Annotated in this window: 20 protein-coding genes; 16 read left to right on the top strand and 4 right to left on the bottom strand. The window is 54.1% G+C overall.

Annotated elements, in window-relative coordinates; all coding sequences use genetic code 11:
* Window positions 1-50: 50 nt before the first annotated feature.
* On the bottom strand, window positions 51-2,039 hold the full coding sequence (locus M655_RS18520; RefSeq protein WP_007782379.1) for a bifunctional 2',3'-cyclic-nucleotide 2'-phosphodiesterase/3'-nucleotidase: 1,989 nt from the start codon (window positions 2,037-2,039) through the stop codon (window positions 51-53).
* A 259-nt stretch (window positions 2,040-2,298) separates the two neighbouring features.
* On the opposite strand from M655_RS18520, the gene M655_RS18515 reads away from it, so the two are divergent.
* Complete coding sequence (locus M655_RS18515; RefSeq protein ID WP_026558424.1) at window positions 2,299-2,868, top strand: BofC C-terminal domain-containing protein; 570 nt, start codon at window positions 2,299-2,301, stop codon at window positions 2,866-2,868.
* An 83-nt stretch (window positions 2,869-2,951) separates the two neighbouring features.
* On the opposite strand, the gene M655_RS18510 is transcribed toward M655_RS18515, so the two are convergent.
* On the bottom strand, window positions 2,952-4,034 hold the full coding sequence (locus tag M655_RS18510; protein WP_026558423.1) for a hypothetical protein: 1,083 nt from the start codon (window positions 4,032-4,034) through the stop codon (window positions 2,952-2,954).
* Window positions 4,035-4,166: 132 nt separating this feature from the next.
* Here M655_RS18510 and M655_RS18505 point away from each other — a divergent pair, with 132 nt between their 5' ends.
* From M655_RS18505 to yajC, 9 genes are all read left to right on the top strand, one after another.
* Window positions 4,167-4,358: a hypothetical protein gene (locus M655_RS18505; protein ID WP_005832411.1), complete on the top strand. Its 192-nt coding sequence runs from the start codon at window positions 4,167-4,169 to the stop codon at window positions 4,356-4,358.
* Between the two features lie 127 nt (window positions 4,359-4,485).
* Entirely contained in the window at window positions 4,486-4,986 is a 501-nt protein-coding gene (gene ruvC / locus M655_RS18500) for a crossover junction endodeoxyribonuclease RuvC (RefSeq protein ID WP_005832413.1), read from the top strand.
* On the top strand, window positions 4,983-5,600 hold the full coding sequence (ruvA, locus tag M655_RS18495; protein WP_005832414.1) for a Holliday junction branch migration protein RuvA: 618 nt from the start codon (window positions 4,983-4,985) through the stop codon (window positions 5,598-5,600). Before ruvC ends, ruvA begins: the two co-directional genes overlap by 4 nt.
* Window positions 5,601-5,604: 4 nt before the next feature.
* On the top strand, window positions 5,605-6,603 hold the full coding sequence (ruvB, locus tag M655_RS18490; RefSeq protein WP_005832416.1) for a Holliday junction branch migration DNA helicase RuvB: 999 nt from the start codon (window positions 5,605-5,607) through the stop codon (window positions 6,601-6,603).
* Window positions 6,600-6,818, top strand: a complete 219-nt coding sequence (locus M655_RS18485) for a DUF2905 domain-containing protein (protein WP_005832418.1) — start codon at window positions 6,600-6,602, stop codon at window positions 6,816-6,818. The genes ruvB and M655_RS18485 overlap by 4 nt, the downstream gene beginning before the upstream one ends.
* Window positions 6,819-7,002: 184 nt before the next feature.
* Complete coding sequence (locus M655_RS18480; RefSeq protein WP_026558422.1) at window positions 7,003-8,949, top strand: SpoIID/LytB domain-containing protein; 1,947 nt, start codon at window positions 7,003-7,005, stop codon at window positions 8,947-8,949.
* A gap of 42 nt (window positions 8,950-8,991) precedes the next feature.
* The gene (gene queA / locus M655_RS18475) at window positions 8,992-10,020 is read left to right on the top strand and encodes a tRNA preQ1(34) S-adenosylmethionine ribosyltransferase-isomerase QueA (RefSeq protein WP_005832421.1); all 1,029 of its coding nucleotides are present in this window, start codon (window positions 8,992-8,994) and stop codon (window positions 10,018-10,020) included.
* Between the two features lie 118 nt (window positions 10,021-10,138).
* Window positions 10,139-11,269: a tRNA guanosine(34) transglycosylase Tgt gene (gene tgt / locus M655_RS18470; protein WP_005832423.1), complete on the top strand. Its 1,131-nt coding sequence runs from the start codon at window positions 10,139-10,141 to the stop codon at window positions 11,267-11,269.
* A gap of 15 nt (window positions 11,270-11,284) precedes the next feature.
* Entirely contained in the window at window positions 11,285-11,605 is a 321-nt protein-coding gene (gene yajC / locus M655_RS18465; protein WP_005832425.1) for a preprotein translocase subunit YajC, read from the top strand.
* Between the two features lie 64 nt (window positions 11,606-11,669).
* On the opposite strand, the gene M655_RS18460 is transcribed toward yajC, so the two are convergent.
* Complete coding sequence (locus tag M655_RS18460) at window positions 11,670-12,071, bottom strand: TIGR04086 family membrane protein (RefSeq protein ID WP_005832427.1); 402 nt, start codon at window positions 12,069-12,071, stop codon at window positions 11,670-11,672.
* A 132-nt stretch (window positions 12,072-12,203) separates the two neighbouring features.
* Here M655_RS18460 and corA point away from each other — a divergent pair, with 132 nt between their 5' ends.
* Window positions 12,204-13,181 carry a magnesium/cobalt transporter CorA gene (gene corA / locus M655_RS18455; protein WP_005832428.1) on the top strand — a complete coding sequence of 326 codons (978 nt, stop codon included), beginning with the start codon at window positions 12,204-12,206 and terminating at the stop codon, window positions 13,179-13,181.
* Window positions 13,182-13,249: 68 nt separating this feature from the next.
* Window positions 13,250-13,963 (top strand): DUF421 domain-containing protein, encoded by a 714-nt coding sequence (locus M655_RS18450; protein WP_005832429.1) that lies wholly within the window; start codon window positions 13,250-13,252, stop codon window positions 13,961-13,963.
* A 3-nt stretch (window positions 13,964-13,966) separates the two neighbouring features.
* On the opposite strand, the gene spoVB is transcribed toward M655_RS18450, so the two are convergent.
* Window positions 13,967-15,553, bottom strand: coding sequence for a stage V sporulation protein B (spoVB, locus tag M655_RS18445; RefSeq protein ID WP_005832431.1), 1,587 nt, complete (start codon window positions 15,551-15,553; stop codon window positions 13,967-13,969).
* Window positions 15,554-15,640: 87 nt separating this feature from the next.
* Here spoVB and M655_RS18440 point away from each other — a divergent pair, with 87 nt between their 5' ends.
* From M655_RS18440 to M655_RS18425, 4 genes are all read left to right on the top strand, one after another.
* A complete protein-coding gene (locus M655_RS18440) occupies window positions 15,641-15,877 on the top strand; it encodes a post-transcriptional regulator (protein WP_005832434.1) in 237 nt (78 codons plus the stop codon).
* A gap of 178 nt (window positions 15,878-16,055) precedes the next feature.
* Window positions 16,056-17,294 carry a protein translocase subunit SecD gene (gene secD / locus M655_RS18435; RefSeq protein WP_005832436.1) on the top strand — a complete coding sequence of 413 codons (1,239 nt, stop codon included), beginning with the start codon at window positions 16,056-16,058 and terminating at the stop codon, window positions 17,292-17,294.
* Window positions 17,284-18,198, top strand: a complete 915-nt coding sequence (gene secF / locus M655_RS18430) for a protein translocase subunit SecF (protein WP_005832437.1) — start codon at window positions 17,284-17,286, stop codon at window positions 18,196-18,198. Before secD ends, secF begins: the two co-directional genes overlap by 11 nt.
* A gap of 105 nt (window positions 18,199-18,303) precedes the next feature.
* Entirely contained in the window at window positions 18,304-19,212 is a 909-nt protein-coding gene (locus M655_RS18425) for a cation diffusion facilitator family transporter (RefSeq protein WP_005832439.1), read from the top strand.
* Window positions 19,213-19,281 lie beyond the last annotated feature (69 nt).

The following is a 19,281-nucleotide window of genomic DNA, read 5'->3' as shown; positions in this document are numbered from 1 at the left end:
AAAAACATCCCTCTTGCAAAAGAGGGATGTTTGTCTTGGAGACGCTAAGCTTACTTGGAAGCTGGCTTGGACAGGTCGATAGCGAACTTGGCAAAGCCGGATTCCAGTTGGCCGATGAATTTCAGGTTGGGCATTTTTTCGGCAAAAGGCTTCGCGTCTGGAGAAGAAGTGAAGGTTACGTTCACTTTTTCTTTGATTGGCGCAAACGTCCAGTTGTTGTCTGCTGCCGGGTTGATGTCTTTTTGGCTCAGGATGTAGTCGATCACTACTTGGCGGTTTTCATCCGGAGAATCGATGACGATGTTTTTGCCGTCCAGGCCAGGGAAGTTGCCGCCGCCGCCTGCGCGGTAGTTGTTGGTGACGACGATGAACTTGTCTTCCGGTTTGACTGGTTTGCCGTTGTAGGACAGGTTTTTGATGCGGTTCGCATCTTTGTTTTCCAGCTTGCCGTCAATCGCGTATTTGGATGGCTGTGTCACGTCGATTTGGTAGGTTACGCCATCAATTACGTCGTAGTTGTAAGTAGGGAACGCTTCGTTTATGAGCGGCTGCTCTTCTGTTTTCTTCACATCAATCTGGTTGAACTGGCCTGCGGAGCGCTCCAGCCATTCTTGCAGTTGGGAGCCGTTAATCAGAACAGCCTTCAATGTGTTTGGATAGATGTACAGGTCAGATACGTTTTTGATGGCGATCGTGCCTGCAGGGATGTTGGTGTAGTAGGATGCGCCGTTGCGGCCGCCTGCCTTGAATGGAGCTCCTGCGGACAGAACCGGAATGCCGTCGTATTCTGTGCCTTTAATGTTTTTCTCTACGAACCATTTTTGTGCATTCGTCACGATCTGGATGGATGGGTCATCCTGTACCAGCGCGAAGTAGCTGAAGATAGGGGAAGACGTTTTCCCTACAGCGGAGCGCACCCATTCCACGGTGTGGTCGTGGTCTTCTTTGACGGCATCGAGAACGGCCTGATCTGCATCTGCCAAGGAAGCTTTGTTTGTTTTGTCGTAGATCGGAATCGTTTTGGTAACCGACTCAGCCACTTTCCATTTGCCGTTTTCTTGCTTCAGCGTCAGGTCGATCACGCCGAGGTTGTTGCCCCAGTAGCCAGGCATGACAGCCGGTTTGCCGTTGATAGTGCCTTTTTCGCCGTCAACGCCAGGGATGTTTTCAAAGCCAGGTCCCGGGAAGATGAGGTGGGAGTGGCCGAACAGGATCGCGTCAATGCCTTCGACCTTGCTCAGTTGGTAGCTCGCGTTTTCCAGGTTCGCTGCCGGTTCAACCGGGCCGATGCCGGAGTGCGGAACCGCTACGATGATGTCGGCACCTTTTTGCTTCATCTCAGGGATGAACTTTTTGGCGCTTTCCACAATGTCTTTGGCGATCACTTTGCCTTCCAGGTTCGCTTTGTCCCACTGCATGATTTGCGGCGGAACGAAGCCGATGACACCGACTTTCAAGGTTACTTCTTTACCGCTCTCGTCCTTGAACTTGCGCTCGAGGATTTGATAAGGAGTGAACATGTTTTTGTCGTTGTTCGGGTTGTTATCCTTGTCGTCGATGTAGACGTTGGAGTTGATGTAAGGGAATTTCGCGCCCTTCAGGCTGCGATCCAGATGTTCCAGACCGAAGTTAAACTCGTGGTTCCCGATGTTGCCAAGGTCGTAGTTCAACAGGTTCATCGCTTTGTAAACCGGGTGAGTTTCTCCGTCTTGCAGCGGATCGATTTTCGCTACGTAGTCGCCCAGCGGGTTTCCTTGCAGCAGATCGCCGTTGTCGATGAGGATGCTGTTTTTCGCTTCGTCTCTCGCTTTTTTAATCAGCGTAGCGGTTTTGGCGAAGCCGAACTCGTCCGTGGCTTTGTCTTGGTAATAGTCGTAGTTTACGATGTTGGTATGGATATCGGTAGTTTCAAGCAGGCGGAGCTTCAGGGTGGAGCCAGTTTCGGCGCTCACAGGGGTAACAGGGAACGTGAGAGCGCTGACAACTAAAGAAGTGCTGAGGAGAAAAGCGGTCAGCATTTGTTTGTTTGTCTTTTTCATTTTTTGGTTGACCTCCAATAAGTTCACAATAAGTGCCAAGCAAAAATAGTTTATCACTACAATCTGTAGATTGGTAGATAATTGTAGGTTAAGATTATTAAATTTTGTCTATTGACAAAAAAGATATAATGATTGCTCAATTTGCCGTTTGCCCGCGATAAATTTCTCGCCAATTACGAATCCTTGAGAGATTCACGTATGTCCCCCTTCAAACATGGCAAAACTAGGAAAAAAGGTATAAGAAGGGGTTCATCAAATCATGCGAAAAAAATGGATGGTGTACGCATCGTGGGGCGCTGCGCTTCTCACCGGTGTCGTATTGGGCATCCTGCTGGCAGGCAGCGGAGGCAGAGAGAACGGACTGCTTCAACTGCTGCATACAGACATCGGCAAGACGGCAACGGTGGCAGGAAAGCCGTATGAACTGGTGTTGACCCGCAGCTACTTGTGCGGCGTCCGGGATGAAGAGCGTCAACCGATCGCCGCAGGCCATTTGCCGGAAGCCTTGGGGGATTACAAAGGCTGGGAGATCGTGACAGCCGATCCGAGCAAAATGATTTTAATGAGAAGGGAACAGGACATTTCTCCCGCATGCAAGGAGAACGGCCATTTCGGCTTGTCGGCGGACGGAATGCTGACGCTGTTTCACGGGGTTCCCGCCGAGCAGGACGTCATCCAGACGTTTTACCGCATCAACACGGCAAAAATGGAAGCGAGCCTGCCAAAAGAAGAGCTGGAGAGTTTGAAGCGGGGCATCCGCATTCGCAATCTGGCAGAGTATAACAGCGTCCTGTCGACGTACGGGGAGTTTCAACTGGATGGCGACTAAAGCGAGCAGAGGAAAAAGTCGGCGATCCCGCAGGGGGAATGGTCGGTTTTTTTCGTGCTGCCGTACTGTTGTGCTGCATTTCGTTACAAGTCTACAGCGATAATCCGCCACTTGTCCCACGGCGTGGAGCGGCGCAGCAGAAACGTCCACTCTTCGTTCCGTTCATGGTTGTCATGCGTGAAGTAAGTCAGGTGGACGTGGACCTCCGAGAGCAACGGCCCCCGCTCGTCAGAAGGAATGACGATTTCGGTCTTGCGGACGGAGGCTACGTCAGACAGCCGGGCAGGCAGCGGGAAGCCGTCTGTCGTCATTTGCAGGACGTGGTTGTCCTGTTCGTGCAGGGCAGTGAGGAAATACCCCACCAGCTCCTCGGCAGTAGCACCTGTGATCGTCGTCGCAAGCGAGCCGGACGCTTTTTCGATCATCAGGCTGTGGCTGGGATCGGGCTCCTTGCGCTTGTGGGTCGAGCTTCCGAAAAAGTGGATGCAAAAATGGCCGGGAAAGTCATTGCCCGCGATCGCCCCTGCACCGTGCGGCATGCCGTGCATGGAGGCGGCAAAATAAACGCCGTTGACCTCGACGAGAATCGCTCTGCGCTTCCATCTCCATTTGCCCTGGTAAATCTTTTTCATCGTCTGCGTATCTGTGCGCGTCAGCGGCTGCACATCGGCATGCCTGCTGCCCGCACGGCGCTGGACGTGGAACCGCTCGCCAGTCTCCAGGTCGATGACGGTGGCGTACTCCATGCGGCCGAAGGTGTGTTTGACCTGCTCCCACGGCGTCGCTTTGGCATAATGCACGCGTTCCACCTGCGCGACAAGCTCCTCGATTCGCTGGTGAACATCCGTCGGCAAAAGGTATTGCAGCGGCTTGTTGCTTTCAAACAAATTCCCGTCGTGGTCGTACACAAACTGGCGCTTTTTGACGGTCAAGGTGGCGCGAACCCAGTGGGGATTCACGAAAGCCGGAACCTTTTTTGCGGCAAACAGCCGTTTGACGAACGAATGCTGGGCGCGAACATTGAGCGTAGAGTGAAAAGGCGAAGTCGGCGATACAGAGACAGAAACGGTAATCGGTTCTTTGCCTTTCGCCTGGGCGGGCTGCTTTGCGCAGCAGACAGAGAAGAGAAGCGTGACGAGTAAGAAAGCGGCTAGTAAACGTCGCACCGAATCAGCACCTCCACCCTATATGGTTTCAAGACGAAACGGCGGAAATGAGCTGTAAATCTTGGCATCATAAGGCCGGAGGCGGGACGCCATACTGTACTCATACGGCGATCGAAGGAGGAATCTTTTCTTATGTCTACCATGCCCAGAGGTAGCTACAAGGACCAGTTCCACCAGCGTTTGTACGTTCAATTGAACCAAGGACACAACAAGCTCAATTACCAGCAGATCAACCGGATCCAGGAGCAGATGCAGAGCGGCGTAGATGAATACGCGCACATGCAGCATGATGTGTCGGACTCACTTGGAATGAACAAACACTAAAAGCGACGCCGTATGACCCGTTCCTTTTGGCAGGAGCGGGTTTTTGCATGGAAATACACGTTCGCTTTTCGAGCGCTTTGTGATACAGTAGAGAGTAGAAACTTTGCACACGGAGAGAGAGTGGACCATGCGCATTTTAGGAATCGACCCTGGCATTGCGATCGTTGGGTTTGGGGTTCTGGATAAACAGGGTAGCCAATTGCGTCCCGTCCAGTATGGCAGCATTCAGACAGAGGCAGGCTTGCCCGTTCCGCTTCGCTTGAAGCAGATTTTTGAAGCGATGCAAAGCCTGCTGGAAACGTATCGACCGGATCAAATGTCAGTAGAAAAACTGTTTTTCAATAAAAACGTGACGACGGCCTTCACGGTGGGGCAAGCGCGCGGCGTCATCCTGCTGGCGGCGGAGCTGGCCGGAGTGCCTGTGTATGAATACACGCCGATGCAAGTAAAGCAGGCGGTGACCGGCTACGGCGGGGCAGAGAAAAAGCAAATACAGGAAATGACCAAGCTGTTGCTGCGGCTGAAAGAAGTGCCGAAGCCTGACGACGTGGCGGATGCATTGGGCATTGCGATTACGCACGCACAGTTTCGGGCGTTCATCTCCATCTCGGAAGGAGTTCAAAAATGATTGATTTTGTGGAAGGGACACTCTGTTACCTCGATTCAGAATACATAGTGGTAGAAGCTGGAGGGATCGGGTATCGCCTGTTTTGTCCCAATCCGTACCAGTTTGTGCGCTACGAAGGCAGCAAAACCAAGCTGTACACGCACCATCACGTCCGCGAAGACGCGATATTGCTCTACGGTTTTGCCACCCGTGACGAGCGCGACCTGTTTCGCAAGCTGCTCGACGTGAACGGTATCGGGCCAAAGGGCGGCCTGGCGATTCTCGCGGCGGCGACTCCCGAGCAGTTGGTCATGGCGGTGCAACAGGAAAATGTGACCTACTTGACGAAGTTTCCTGGAATCGGCAAAAAGACCGCGCAACGAATCATTCTCGATCTCAAGGACAAACTGGTCGGATACACGCCATCGGCGATCCTGACCGTCGCGGCAGGCGATCTGACAGCAGGCGAGCAGGCGGTTTCCGCGTTGAACGAGGCGCTCGACGCCTTGACGGCGCTCGGCTACTCGGACGGCGAGCTGCAAAAAATCAGAAATGCGCTGTCGGAGAAATCAAAAGAGGGCGATAGTGTGGAAAAGCTCATCAAACAAGGGCTTGCCCTGCTCATGAGGGGGTAGGATTTTGGATCAGCGAATCATCACGACGCATATGAACTGGGAAGAAGATGCGGCGGAGTTGAGCCTCCGTCCTCGTTATTTGAATGAGTATATCGGACAGCAGCACGTCAAGGAAAACTTGAAAATTTTTATTGAAGCGGCGAAAATGCGCAAGGAATCGCTGGACCACGTCCTGCTGTACGGACCGCCGGGACTGGGCAAGACGACGCTGTCGCAAATTATCGCCAACGAACTTGGGGTGAACATCCGCACGACGTCCGGACCGGCGATCGAGCGGCCAGGCGATCTGGCGGCGATTTTGACCAACCTGCAGGAAGGCGACGTGCTGTTTATCGACGAGATTCACAGGCTGAACCGGAGCGTCGAGGAAGTGCTCTATCCGGCCATGGAAGACTTTGCGCTCGACATCATCATCGGCAAAGGGCCGAGCGCGCGCAGTGTGCGCCTCGATTTGCCGCCGTTTACGCTTGTGGGCGCGACGACGCGGGCAGGGATGCTCTCTGCGCCGCTGCGCGACCGCTTCGGGGTGGTGAACCGCCTGGAGTTTTACACCGTTCCCGAGCTGACCTTTATCGTCTCTCGGGCAGCGGATATTCTTCAGGTGATTATTCGCGAAGGCGGCGCGGAAGAAATCGCGCGTCGCTCGCGGGGAACTCCGCGCGTGGCGAACCGTCTGTTAAAGCGTGTGCGCGACTTCGCCCAGGTAAAAGGCGAGGGCGTCATCACGACGGAGATTGCCAAAGAAGCGCTGGAGCGGCTGCAGGTAGACGCCTGCGGACTGGACCATATCGACCATAAGCTGCTTCTCGCCATCATCGACCGCTTTGACGGCGGTCCGGTCGGGCTCGATACGATTGCCGCCACGATTGGCGAAGAGGCGCAAACCGTTGAAGACGTGTGCGAGCCGTATTTGATGCAGATCGGCTTCATGCAGCGGACGCCGCGGGGCCGCGTGCTGACCCCGAGCGCGTACCAGCACTTTGGGCGGGAGATGAAATCGTGAATCCAATAGCCAAGCTTCTCATTATCGGCGGAGCCGTGCTGATCGTCATCGGCCTGCTGTGGCAGGTGGGCGGCCGCTTTTTGCCGCTGGGACGCCTGCCTGGGGATATTGTGGTGGAAAAGGAAAACGTCAAATTTTACTTTCCGGTCGTGACGTGCATCGTCATCAGCATCGTGCTGTCTCTTGGGATGTATTTGTTCCGGCTTTTCAAATGAGGGCATTTGCCTTGCACACACAGCCTGTTTGTACGCCATCGGAGCCGTTTCGTCCGGTGGCTTTTTGTTTGCGTCGCCTGGTCCCATTTTGCGGGCGAGGGCAGGAAAATCGCCTGTGATTGTCGAAAAAGATGGGAGTACATGCCAATTTTCGACGAGATGAGATCAGGAGAAAGGAAGGATGTTGGACGACATGAAGAAGAAGTGGATGGGGAAAGTCCTTTCGGTGAGCCTGATGACAGTTGCTCTAATGGGAGGACCAGCGCCGGCCGAGGCGGCTTCTGAACATATCCGGGTGGCGCTCTTTGTGGATACGGGCAAAGGCTACAGGGGAGTTGTTCCTTCCGTTACGCTGACTGCTGAAAAAGGAATGGAAGTGACGTTAGCAGGCCCGGAAGGCAAGATCGAGTTGCCAGAATTAAAAGGGGAAGCTGCCCGTTACCGGGTGGATGAATATCATCTGATCGTGGCGCAGACGCCAGACTGGAACCAAGCGCAGCAAATCGCTCAGCTTTTGAGCCAGCGCAAATATGAAGGCTCGATTCAGGTGGCGAAACGAGGCGGACAAACCGTTTACCAGGTTGTCAGCGGTACATACGACACGTATCAGGCAGCGGCCAATCAAGTGGCGGCCGTGGCCCAGGCGACGGGGCAAAAGCCGGTTGTCCAAGGCCCGCTCCGGCTGGAAGCGGGGCAGTTCAAAAGCTTGAGCGAAGCCCAGAAATGGCAGGAGTCGTTTGAGCAAAAAGGCATCCCGGCGTACCCTGTGCTGTTGTCAAACGGCGAAAAAGTCAAATACGCGGTCTGGATCGGCGACGAGGTCAGCCAGGAAGCGCTTGCGGCATTGGCGCGCAAAGCGAGCAGCGCTTTCCCGAACTTTTCCTACAAGGCGCCTGACAGCCAGTCGTATGTCGTACTGAAGCAAGATGTTTACGGCTCTCCGGATGAGCCGATCTGGAAGTACGTATTCTCGCCGCAAGCCAAGCTGACGGTCGAGGCGAAAAAGGCGGAGCCGGAAGCGTTGATCGGCGTCGTGGAACGCGAGCAGCGGACGTACCGCGGCGAGATGGAGCTGTCGGAATACAACGGTCACCTGACGGTTGTAAATGAACTGCCGCTGGAGGAGTATCTGTACGGGGTTGTCGGCTCGGAAATGGCTCCGGGCTGGCCGCTGGAAGCGTTGAAAACGCAGGCGGTCCTGTCGAGAACGAGAGCTTTGTGGCAAGGAAACAAGTACGGGATTGCCAACGTGTCGGATACGGTGACGGAGCAGGCGTATTACGGCTATGGAAAAGAGTCGGAGGACGTCCGCGAGGCGGTGGATGAGACGGCAGGGGAAGTCATCTACTACCAGGGCAAGCTCGTCGAGTCCCTGTTCTACTCGAACGCAGGCGGAATGACCGCCGATGGCACAGAAGTGTGGGGAAATCCCGTTCCGTATTTGCAGCCCGTCGAGAGCGACGATACGTATCCGCTGGAAGCGGCGAGCCTGTGGTATCGGGTAAAGCTCGCGGACGGGACGATCGGATATGTGCGCAGCGACCTGGTGCGGCTGACAGGCACAGAGGCCAATGGCGCCAGAATAGCCGTCATCACAACGGAAAACACGAACTTGCGCACGGGTCCGAGCACGACGACGCATCGGGTTTTGTCTACCTTGCCAAGCGGCGCTGAGGTGACGATTCTTTCCGAAGAGGCTGAGGAAAATGCTTATGCGTGGACGCGTGGCCCGTTTACTTCCGCTGAACTGACGGCCTTGCTCAATGCGAACCAGGACAAAAACAAGGCACCGCGCATTCAGGGGAACGTCACCAGTCTGAAAGTGACGAAGCGAGGACCGTCCGGGCGCGTGATCGCGATGGAGGCGAACGGGGTTCCGATTGCCGTTCCTTCCCCGGATGCCTTCCGCTCGCTTTTCCAGCAAGGGGGAAGCCCGCTTCGCAGCACGAAGTTTGATGTCGAAGTGATCCAGGGCGGCAAGCAGGGAGGACCGCAGTTCCTGTTCCGCGGCTACGGCTTTGGACACGGCCTCGGGGTGTCGCAATACGGCGCTCGCGCAATGGCCGAGAAAGGGTATGACTACCTGCAGATTTTGCAACACTATTACCAGGATGTGACAATTGACAAGTAAGGCTTTTGCCACATGAACTGTCATTAAAGGAGTTAACGATTCGTGGACGTGCAACAATTTGATTTTGAACTGCCGGAGCATCTGATTGCCCAGCATCCATTGAAAGACCGGACAGCTTCGCGGCTGCTCGTTTTGAACAAACAGACTGGCGCCATTTCCCATCAGCGCTTTACCGACTTGATCGACCATTTGCAGCCGGGGGACGTGCTCGTCATGAACGACAGCCGCGTGTTGCCCGCAAGGCTGATCGGCGAAAAGGCCGAGACGGGAGCGAAGATCGAGGTGCTTTTGCTCAAATCGCTCGGGGACGATCGCTGGGAGACGCTGGTAAAGCCAGGCAAGCGGATGAAGCCGGGAACGGAAGTGGTCTTTGGCAACGGGCTTTTGCGCTGCGTATGCGAAGAAGCGACAGAGACAGGCGGGCGGATCGTACGCTTTTTGTACGAGGGCATTTTTTACGAGATTCTCGACCAGTTAGGTTCGATGCCGCTGCCTCCTTACATTCATGAGCAGCTTGAAGACAGCGAACGGTACCAGACGGTGTATGCGCGCGAGCGAGGCTCAGCGGCGGCGCCGACAGCCGGGCTGCACTTCACCAAGCCTTACCTGGAGCAAATCGCTGCAAAAGGCGTACAGCTCGCGTACGTGACGCTGCACGTCGGACTCGGCACGTTCAGGCCGGTCTCTGCCGACTCGGTCGAGGAGCACGTCATGCACGCCGAGTATTACGAGATTCCGGAAGAAACCGCTGAGCTGGTGAACAAGGCGAAGGCGGAGGGGAGAAGAGTCATTGCGGTCGGAACGACCTCGTGCCGGACGCTGGAGACGGTCGGACGTGCGAACGGCGGCAAGCTGGCGGCGACGTCGGGCTGGACGGACATCTTCATTTACCCGGGATACACGTTCTCGATTCTCGACGGGCTTTTGACGAATTTTCATCTGCCCAAGTCGACGCTCGTGATGCTGGTCAGCGCGCTGGCTGGCAAGGAGCATGTCATGAATGCGTACAAAGCGGCCGTCCAGGAGGAATATCGCTTCTTCAGTTTTGGGGACGCGATGCTGATCGTTTAAAAAAGGTACACATCCCACCCGTATAAGTGTATACTTATAAGTCGGGTGGGTTTACTTCACTCTCAAGTTTTCTTATAATAGGAAAGACTTACATACATAGCTTGAGGAGTGCGACAATTTGGCTGTACGCTACGAATTAATCAAAACATGCAAGCAAACAGGCGCTCGTCTCGGAAAGCTGCACACTCCCCATGGGACGATTGACACTCCTGTCTTCATGCCAGTCGGCACGCAGGCAACGGTCAAGACGATGAGTCCCGAGGAGCTGAAAGCGATCGGAGCGGGCATTATCCTCAGTAATACCTACCATCTGTTTTTGCGTCCGGGGCATGAAATCGTCCGCGAAGCAGGCGGGCTGCACGGCTTCATGAACTGGGACCGCGCCATTCTGACGGACTCCGGCGGATTTCAGGTGTTCAGCCTGAGCAACCTCCGCAAGATCACAGAGGAAGGGGTTTCCTTCCGCTCTCATCTGAACGGGGAAAAGCTGTTTATCGGCCCGGAGGAGGCCACCCAGATTCAAAACGCGCTCGGCGCCGATATTTTCATGGCGTTTGACGAGTGCGCGCCCTATCCTGCGGAGTACGACTACGTGAAAAAGTCGATGGAGCGCACGACCCGATGGGCGGAGCGCTGCCTGAAGGCGCACTCACGGCCGAACGAGCAGGCTCTGTTCGGGATCGTACAGGGCGGAATGTTCAACGACCTGCGCGAGCAAAGCGCCAAAGACCTCATCTCCATGGATTTTCCGGGATATGCGATTGGCGGGCTGAGTGTGGGCGAACCGTTTTCCTTGATGTACGAAGTGCTGGAGCATACCGTTCCGCTGCTTCCGGCAGGCAAGCCTCGCTACCTGATGGGAGTAGGCTCGCCAGACGCTCTGATCGACGGCGCAATCCGCGGCATTGACATGTTTGACTGCGTCTTGCCGACGAGGATCGCTCGCAATGGGACATGCATGACAAGCCAGGGACGACTGGTCATCCGCAATGCCAAATACGCACGCGACTTTACTCCGCTCGACCCGAATTGCGACTGCTACACGTGCAAGAATTACACCCGCGCTTACATCCGCCATCTCATCAAGGCGGAGGAGACCTTTGGCATCCGTTTGACCACCTACCACAATCTGCATTTCCTCGTGAAGCTGATGGAGCAGGTGCGCCAGGCGATTGCTGAAGACCGCTTGCAAGATTTCCGGGACCAGTTTTTCGCTCAGTATGGATTGAGTGAAGATAGATCTTTTTAATCGAGGGGGATTTTCATGGAGGGCTTGACTCAGTTTTTACCGATTATCATCATGTTTGCGATTTTCTACTTCTTGCTGATTCGTCCGCAACAGAAGAAAGCCAAACAGCGCAACGCCATGCTTGCAGCTCTGAAAAAGGGCGACAAAATCGTCACCATCGGCGGCATGCACGGTACGATTCAGGAATTGAACGACGACTCGGTGACGCTGCGCATCGCGCACAACGTCAACGTTACGTTTGATCGCGGCGCGATCAACAGCGTTGTTTCTACAAGCAACGAGCCAGCGAAAAGCGAGCCGGCAAAAGCGGAAGCGGAAAAAGAAGAGTCCAAATAAAGCAAAACAAAAGCAGGTGGGAGTTCCCGCCTGCTTTTGTTTTGCTTTTTGCCTGCCAAGCTTTTTACCGTCTCGGCTTGAAGCCTTTGGGCTTGTTGCTGGAGTTGGCCGAATTGACTCCGAGAATCCCTCCCAGCGCGGCAATGCCGAACGCGCCGAGCAAAAAGAGGAGCGTTCCCCACTGCATCGGGGCATCGAAGCCAAGAAAGCCGATCAAAAGAATCAGAAGAAAATAGGAGAACCCGGTCAAGCCTCCGTAGTACCAGCCTTTGCCGCCGCAGCGCTTTCCGGTGACGAAACCGCCGACGAGCAAGGCAATCGCGTTGATGATGTACGTAAAATAAGGCAGAGAGCCTTCGCGCATGCTGGTAAAGCTAAGAAGCAAGGTAGCGAGCAATGCCCCAAACAAGACAAGTCCTGTCGTGTACAAAAGTCCTGTCAGCACAGAGGTGGACGCACTCCGCACGGTATTTACCCCCTCACTGGTCACTGTTTGTACCATCTATATGAAAGGCCTGGCCGCTGTATTCATCTTCGCGTTGAACATTGGGAGGAATTTTCGTATGATGGATGGGGAACGAGACGGGGGTGAGGAAGAATGATTAAAACGTACTTTTACAACCATTCAGAGCAGAAAATGTTTCACGATGTTGATTTGTCCACAAAAGATCAATGGCTGAAATCTCCCGAGGACTTGCTCTGGATCGACCTGTATGATGTGGGGAACAACGAGTTGCCCTATATTGCCAAAATCTTCGACTTTCACCCGCTGGCCATCGAGGACTGCCTGCACGTCAGTCCGCGGGCCAAGGTAGACAAGTACGACGATTATTATTTCTTCGTTTTTCACGCCCTGCGTTACAATGAAGAAAGCGACGACGAGATTACCACGGTAGAACTGAACGTTTTTCTCGGCCCCAACTACATCGTTACGATTCACAAATCGCCGATGAACACGATAGGCCGGATCGCTGCCATGTGTCACCGCAACAATTCCTATCTGAACCGGGGGCCTGATTACTTGCTCTATGCGATCGTAGACGGGATTACCGATGAGTATTTCCCGATTATCGACCGGATCAGCGTGCGGATTGACGAACTGGAGGACGAGATTTACGAGCATCAGATGGAGGAAATTACGGAAGAGTTCCTGGCGCTGAAGCGGACGATTATTTTGATTAGGCGTGTCATCATGCCGCAAAAACGAATCTTCGCCAACGTGAATGGCCGCTTCTCTTTCGACATTTCCGAGGAAAACGTTCCGTTCTACAGCGACTTGACCGACCACCTGGAGCGCATCTCGGACTCAACCGAGACGTTCCGCGACCTGGTGAACGGTGCACTCGACACGTACTACACGATCATCAGCGCGAAGACGACGGAAACGATGCGTGTTCTCACAATTATTTCCACGATCATCCTGCCGCTTACATTCATTACCGGCTTGTTCGGGATGAACACGTTCGGCTGGCTGGGCGAACAGGCAGAGCCTTACATGCTGATCGTCGCACTCGTCATCATGCTGGCGATGACCTTTTTCATGCTGCACATCTTCCGCAAACGAAAGTGGTTGTAATTGGAGCTAATAGTTGCAAGCCCCCTGCCGAACACTACTAGCAAATGTTCGTTAGGGGGCAGCGGGAAGTGGAAGATATTTCAACAATCATATTGCGCACCCTTTTCTCGTATTTTTTCCTCCTGATCTTGCTCCGCGTCATGGGCAAGCGAGAACTGGGAAAGTTGTCCGTTTTTGATGTCGTGATCTCTATCATGCTGGCGGAAATGGCGGCACTGGCTATCGAAGACGTGGAAAAGCCCGGACTTCGGTTTTATTTGCCGATGCTGCTGATTGCTCTGATGGAAGTCGGAATGGCGTACCTTTCACTCAAAAGCAAAAAGTTTCGCGATGTTGTCGACGGCTCCGCCGATATGATTATCGAAAACGGGGAAATTCGCGAGCAAGCGATGCGCCGAAATCGGCTGAATATGGATGACCTGCTGGTTCACCTGCGGCAAAAAAACATCAAAAACATCGCAGACGTCGAGTTTGCGCTGATAGAGCCGACAGGGCAGATGAGCGTCTTTTTGAAGCAGGAAAAAGAACATCTTACGCGTGAAGATGTGGGACTGCCTGACGAAAAGCCGGTAAGTCCTGTTTCTTATAAAGGTCTGCCGATTCCGTTGATTCTCGACGGCAAGGTCAGGCAGGAGGCTTTGCAAAAAATCGGGCAAAATCAGTTGTGGCTGAAGCGGGAAATCCGCAAGTACGGGATCAAGGACATTCGCGAAGTGTCCTTTTGCAGCATTGACGAGCGTGGCATCATCTACCTCGACAAAAAAGACAAGCCGCTACACTAGGTGTTAGCGGCGGGGGAAGAACACGGCGAGCTGCTCGCCGATCCACGGAATGAGGCGGACGTCCTGCTTGCCCAGGACGCGCATCGCCACGAGCAGCACTACGTACAGCAAGGTGCTGATGCAGGTGCTGGCGAGAAGCAGCTTGCCTGTCGAGGAATGCAGGAACCAGTGATCCGCCATGTACGAGCCGAGGTAACCCATGGCCAGCATGGCGATCCCTATTTTTCCGAACTCCCATACGTCGATGACAAAGCCGATTTTTTTGATGAGACTGGCAAAATGAAGCAGCGTCCCCAACGTGATGCCGATGTTGGTGGCGATTACCGCGCCGTGGATGCCGAAAGCGGGCTGGGCGGTAAACATGAACATAGCCCCTGTCTTGATGATGGCGCTAAGCAGCGTATTGCGAAAGACGACCTGGGCGTAGTCGAGACCTTGCAAGGCAGCAGCCAGCGGCGCCTGGAAAAACAGAAAGACGGAAAAGGGAGCAAGCTCCTTCAACAGCACGCCGACCTCACGATATTCGCTGCCGTAGAGCAGCACGCACAACGGCTCGGCAAAAATAGTTAGCAGGACGGTACAAGGTGCTCCGATTACGAGTGTGATGCGCATCGCTTGGTAGATGCGCCGATGCACGAGAGGAGCATTTTTTTGATAGGCAGCCTCGGCGACGGCAGGAACGAGCGAAACGGACAAGGAATAGGTTAAAAAAGTGGGAAAAAGCAGCAGCGGGACCGCCATCCCGGCAAATTGCCCGTACAGCCCGGTTGCGGCTGCCGTCGTGTAGCCTGCGATGACGAGTGCGAGCGGAACGAGCATCGGCTCCAGGACGTAGGCGATGGAACCGATGATCCGGCTCAGCGTGACGGGCAGGGCGACGTGGATCAGTTGGGACAAGTTCGCCTTGCTTCTGGAAACTGCTTTGCGAAACGGCGTTTCCAGAAGCTGGGCGGCCGCTTTTTTGCTTCCTTTTCGGTATTGCCAGAGAATGTAGAGGAGTCCGGCGGCTTCCCCGAAAATAATGCTGGCGACCGCACCGGCCGTGGCGTACTCGATCCCTGCCGCCAAAAACGACATCGTCATGACGACGACCAGCGCCATGCGGGCTACTTGCTCCAGCAGTTGGGAGACGGCTGTCGGAATCATGTTTTGCTTGCCCTGGAAGTACCCGCGCAGCACGAGGGAAATACTGGAGATCGGAATAACGGGGATGGCGGCGAGCATGACGATATGGGCGCGAGGGTCAGTGAACAGGGCACCCGCAATCCAGTGGGAAAACAACAGGAGCAGCGTGCAGATGAACAGGCTGATGCCGCCGGCCACCGACAAGGCCAACAGCAGGTAGCGCCGGGTCAGCCGCGGATTGTTCGCCGCTTCCGTCTCTGCCACTTGCTTGGCGATGGCAACAGGCAGGCCGAACGTCGTCACCGTAATCAGAAAGTACAACAGGGGCACGACCATTTGATACAGCCCCATTCCTTCCGCTCCGATGATGCGTGAAAGCACGATCCTGTGAGCAAAGCCAAACACTTTGGTGATGCCGCCAGCAATGATGAGGATAACCGTTCCGTAAAAGAATGACTGTCTCATGGAAGGCTCCTTTGCAACGAAAAATTCACTCAGTAAAGAATATGGACGTGCCGCTGTCGGCATGACTACTTTGAGGGGGAAACGGAGATGGACCAAGCGCAAAAACAGGAATGGTATGGGCGAGTAGCAAGTCTTTGCCAGAGCAAGGCCGAGGAATTTGCCATGCTGGGTTATGAAAATGTGGAGGCTACGGACGTGTGGGAATGCGTCACGAACGGGTACAAGGAATTCCCCCCGATGCACCGTCTCGTCAACGATATTCTGTCTCTCAAGCCGAACAAATACATGAACTATCTCATGATTCAAATGTATAAAAATTCTTAGTGAAACTTCCTGTCTCTACATTCGTATAAGTAGCATGCTCATTGTAGATAAGGGGTTGGTTACCATGGTTCGCTCTTCCAGCAATAATTGACACGTTTTTTCATACTTCGCTATAATGGGCATATTGGTTTCTCGCCTTGGCGCGGGACCCTGTTTATGAAAGAGGGGTATCACAACGATGATAAAATGGGGAAGATTTCTCCTGTTCCTGGTTGTTGTCGGCCTTTTGGCGACACTTGTGTCAACTACGACCAAACAGGTGGCAGGAAACATCACTCTCGGTCTGGACCTGCAGGGCGGGTTTGAGATTTTGTACGAGGTTGAGCCTCTTGAGGCTGGACACAAGGTTGATATCGAGCTGTTGAAATCAACCGCACACATGATTGAGAAACGGATTAACATCGGTGGCGTGGCAGAGCCTGTGATCTCTACCGAGCTGCCAAACCGGATTCGCGTGCAAATCGCTTCGCAATCCGCCGATCAGGACAAGCTGCGCGAGCTGATCGGCAAACCGGCTGTACTGACGTTCCGCGACGAGTCGGGCAAGATCATCCTGCAAGGTAGCGACCTGGCGCCAAACGGGGCAGCGGTCGGCTACGATGACTTGAGACGCCCGTTGGTAACCTTGAAATTTTCCGACGCGAAAAAAGTAGAGGAAGTTACCCGCGCGAACCTGTACAAGCGCATGGCGATTTATTTGGATGAAAACATGCAAACAAATCCTACCATTCAAGCTGTGATTACAAACGGAAGCGCTCAAATCACAGGAGACTATACCCAAGAGACTGCACAGGAACTGGCTGACCTGCTCAATTCCGGTGCGATGCCTGCGAAGCTGACAGAGAAGCAAGTGACATCGGTAGGGGCTTCCCTCGGTGCGCTGGCTCTGGAGAAAACGCTCTATGCCGGCTACATCGGGGCTGCCTTGATCTTCGTGTTCATGCTGCTCGTCTACCGCATGCCAGGGATGATTGCCAATATTACGCTGGCCGGGTTTACTTATTTTTGTATGGTCGTACTCGACTGGATGGATGCTACCCTGACGCTGCCTGGTATCGCCGGTTTTATTTTGGCAGTAGGGATGGCGGTCGATGCGAACATCATTACGTATGAGCGTATCCAAGAAGAAATTCGCTCGGGCAAAACGATTTTGTCGGCATTCCGTGCCGGTGAGCGCCGTTCCTTGATTACGATTATCGACGCGCACGTGACGACGTTGATTGCGACAGGCGTGTTGTTCTACTTCGGGACAAGCTCCGTGCAAGGTTTTGCTGTCGTACTGGCAATGACAATCATCGTGAGTGTTATTACCAACGTGTTTGGGTCTCGCTTCCTCCTCTGGCTGGTGGTCCGTTCCAACATGTTTAAAAAGCCGTTCTGGTTCGGGGTAAAGGAGAGTGAGATCGGTGAGCTTTGATCGTGAACACACTGTCGTTCGATTTGACATCGTAAAGAATCGCCGGAAGTTTTTCATTTTCTCTTCCGCGATTATCGTCATCGGTTTTTTGTTTATGCTGTTCCAGGGGCTGCACCTTGGCGTTGACTTCAAGGCGGGGACCCGTCTGGACATTTACGTAGGAAAAGAGTTCAACCCGACTGACGTCGAAGCGGTGTTGAAGCAGGAGATTCCGGACGTATCCTTTTCCAAGGTGACGCCGTACGGAACGAATCAGGCGTACACCCGCTTCGATCAAACGATTTCCTCTGACACACTGATGAAGGTAGAAGAGGCGTTGAAGAAAAAATTCGGCGATCAGGTAACGAAGCAAGTATCGTCCGTTGACCCGAGTATCGCCCAGGAAATGGTGAAAAAGGCAGCGATTGCGGTAGCGATTGCCTCGCTCGGGATCGTCGTTTACATCGCGATTCGCTTCCAGTTGCTGTTCGGGATTGCCTGCGTCGTCGGGCTTTTGCATGACGTGATTATCCCGATCGCGCTGTTCTCCGTGTTCGATCTGGAGGTAGACATTACCTTCATCGCCGCGCTGTTGACGATTCTCGGTTACTCGATCAACGACAAAATCGTTATTTTTGACCGTATCCGGGAGAACTTGCGCACCATGAAGTCCAAAACGATTCCGGATTTGGAGCATCTGGTGAACGTGTCTCTCTGGCAAACGATGCGCCGTTCCGTCTACACCGTAGCGACCGTGTTCTTTACCGCTCTTGCTATCGCGGTACTCGGCAGCGAAAGCATTCGCAACTTCTCGCTGGCGCTTTTGTTCGGTCTGGTGAGCGGTACGTACTCCTCGATCTTTATTGCTGCTCAAGTTTGGGTAAACTTGAAGGAGCGGAATATGAGAAAGAAAAAAGAAGCGTAATCCATTTGCTTCAACAAAAGCTTTCGCAACGTAGACCGCAGGGATTTTTCCCTGCGGTTTTCTACTCTTACACAAAAAAGCGTGCGGATGGAGGAGGAGATAGCGATGGGTGATGATCGGCTGGCAAAAGCCCAGTTTGGCGCGTGGGTAGGCATTGTGGGCAATCTCGCGCTGGCAGGAGTGAAGCTCGCGATCGGGCTTGCGGCAAAATCGCAGGCGCTGATCGCAGACTCCGTCCACTCGGCGTCCGATGTCGTCGGATCGGTGGCTGTTCTGATCGGTCTGCGAGCGGCAGAGCGTCCGCCTGACGCCGATCATCCGTATGGACACGGGAAAGCGGAGTCGATCGCAGCGATTATCGTCTCGGTGTTGCTGGCGATTGTCGGCTTTGAAATTGCGATGTCGTCGCTCAAGGCGTTTTTCGCTCCGCTGGAAGCTCCCGGCTTGCTGGCTGTCTGGGCCGCCATCGGCTCGATGATCGTCAAGGAGTGGATGTTCCGCTACAAGTACAAGCTCGGCAAAAAGCTGAACAGCCAGTCGCTGATTGCCAACGCCTGGGAGCATCGCTCGGACGTCTATTCGTCTTTTGCGGCGCTGGTGGGAATCGGCGGCGCGATTGCCGGGGAGTGGCTGGGAGTAGCGTGGATGCTGTACCTGGACCCGGCTGCCGGCATTTTCGTTTCTGCCCTCGTGCTGAAGATGGCGTACAGCATCATGATGGAATCCATTCACAGCACGCTCGACCACGTTTTGCACGAAGAGGATACGCAAAAGCTGCGCCAGGCGATCGAACAGGTCGAAGGCGTGCTGCGGATTGATTCGTTGCGAGCGAGAGAGCACGGGCACTACCAGATTGTCGATGTAAAAATCAGCGTAGACCCGTCGATTACTGTGCTTGCGGGGCATCAAATCGGCAAGCGTGTCAAGCATACGTTGCTGGAAACATTCGCAGAAGTCCGCGACGTTTTTGTCCATGTCAACCCATACGATCCCGCTCCCCGGCAAAAACCGTAAAAACGCCATGTTTTATGCAGTTGTCAGTCTCCCGCTCCATCCTCTATAATGAATGAGGATTGGAGGAGA

This window comes from Brevibacillus sp. NSP2.1, from assembly GCF_000470975.2.
Classification (GTDB): domain Bacteria; phylum Bacillota; class Bacilli; order Brevibacillales; family Brevibacillaceae; genus Brevibacillus; species Brevibacillus agri.
The sequence above is the reverse complement of the archived record's forward strand: the minus strand, read 5'-3'. Positions and strand labels throughout refer to the sequence as shown.

Coding starts and splice junctions, on each gene's coding strand:
- corA (WP_005832428.1), top strand. CDS start 12,204: ATGATTAAAACGTACTTTTACAACCATTCAGAGCAGAAAATGTTTCAC.
- M655_RS18425 (WP_005832439.1), top strand. CDS start 18,304: ATGGGTGATGATCGGCTGGCAAAAGCCCAGTTTGGCGCGTGGGTAGGC.
- ruvA (WP_005832414.1), top strand. CDS start 4,983: ATGATTGATTTTGTGGAAGGGACACTCTGTTACCTCGATTCAGAATAC.
- ruvC (WP_005832413.1), top strand. CDS start 4,486: ATGCGCATTTTAGGAATCGACCCTGGCATTGCGATCGTTGGGTTTGGG.
- M655_RS18520 (WP_007782379.1), bottom strand. CDS start 2,039: ATGAAAAAGACAAACAAACAAATGCTGACCGCTTTTCTCCTCAGCACT.
- secD (WP_005832436.1), top strand. CDS start 16,056: ATGATAAAATGGGGAAGATTTCTCCTGTTCCTGGTTGTTGTCGGCCTT.
- spoVB (WP_005832431.1), bottom strand. CDS start 15,553: ATGAGACAGTCATTCTTTTACGGAACGGTTATCCTCATCATTGCTGGC.
- M655_RS18505 (WP_005832411.1), top strand. CDS start 4,167: ATGTCTACCATGCCCAGAGGTAGCTACAAGGACCAGTTCCACCAGCGT.
- yajC (WP_005832425.1), top strand. CDS start 11,285: ATGGAGGGCTTGACTCAGTTTTTACCGATTATCATCATGTTTGCGATT.
- M655_RS18515 (WP_026558424.1), top strand. CDS start 2,299: ATGCGAAAAAAATGGATGGTGTACGCATCGTGGGGCGCTGCGCTTCTC.
- M655_RS18440 (WP_005832434.1), top strand. CDS start 15,641: ATGGACCAAGCGCAAAAACAGGAATGGTATGGGCGAGTAGCAAGTCTT.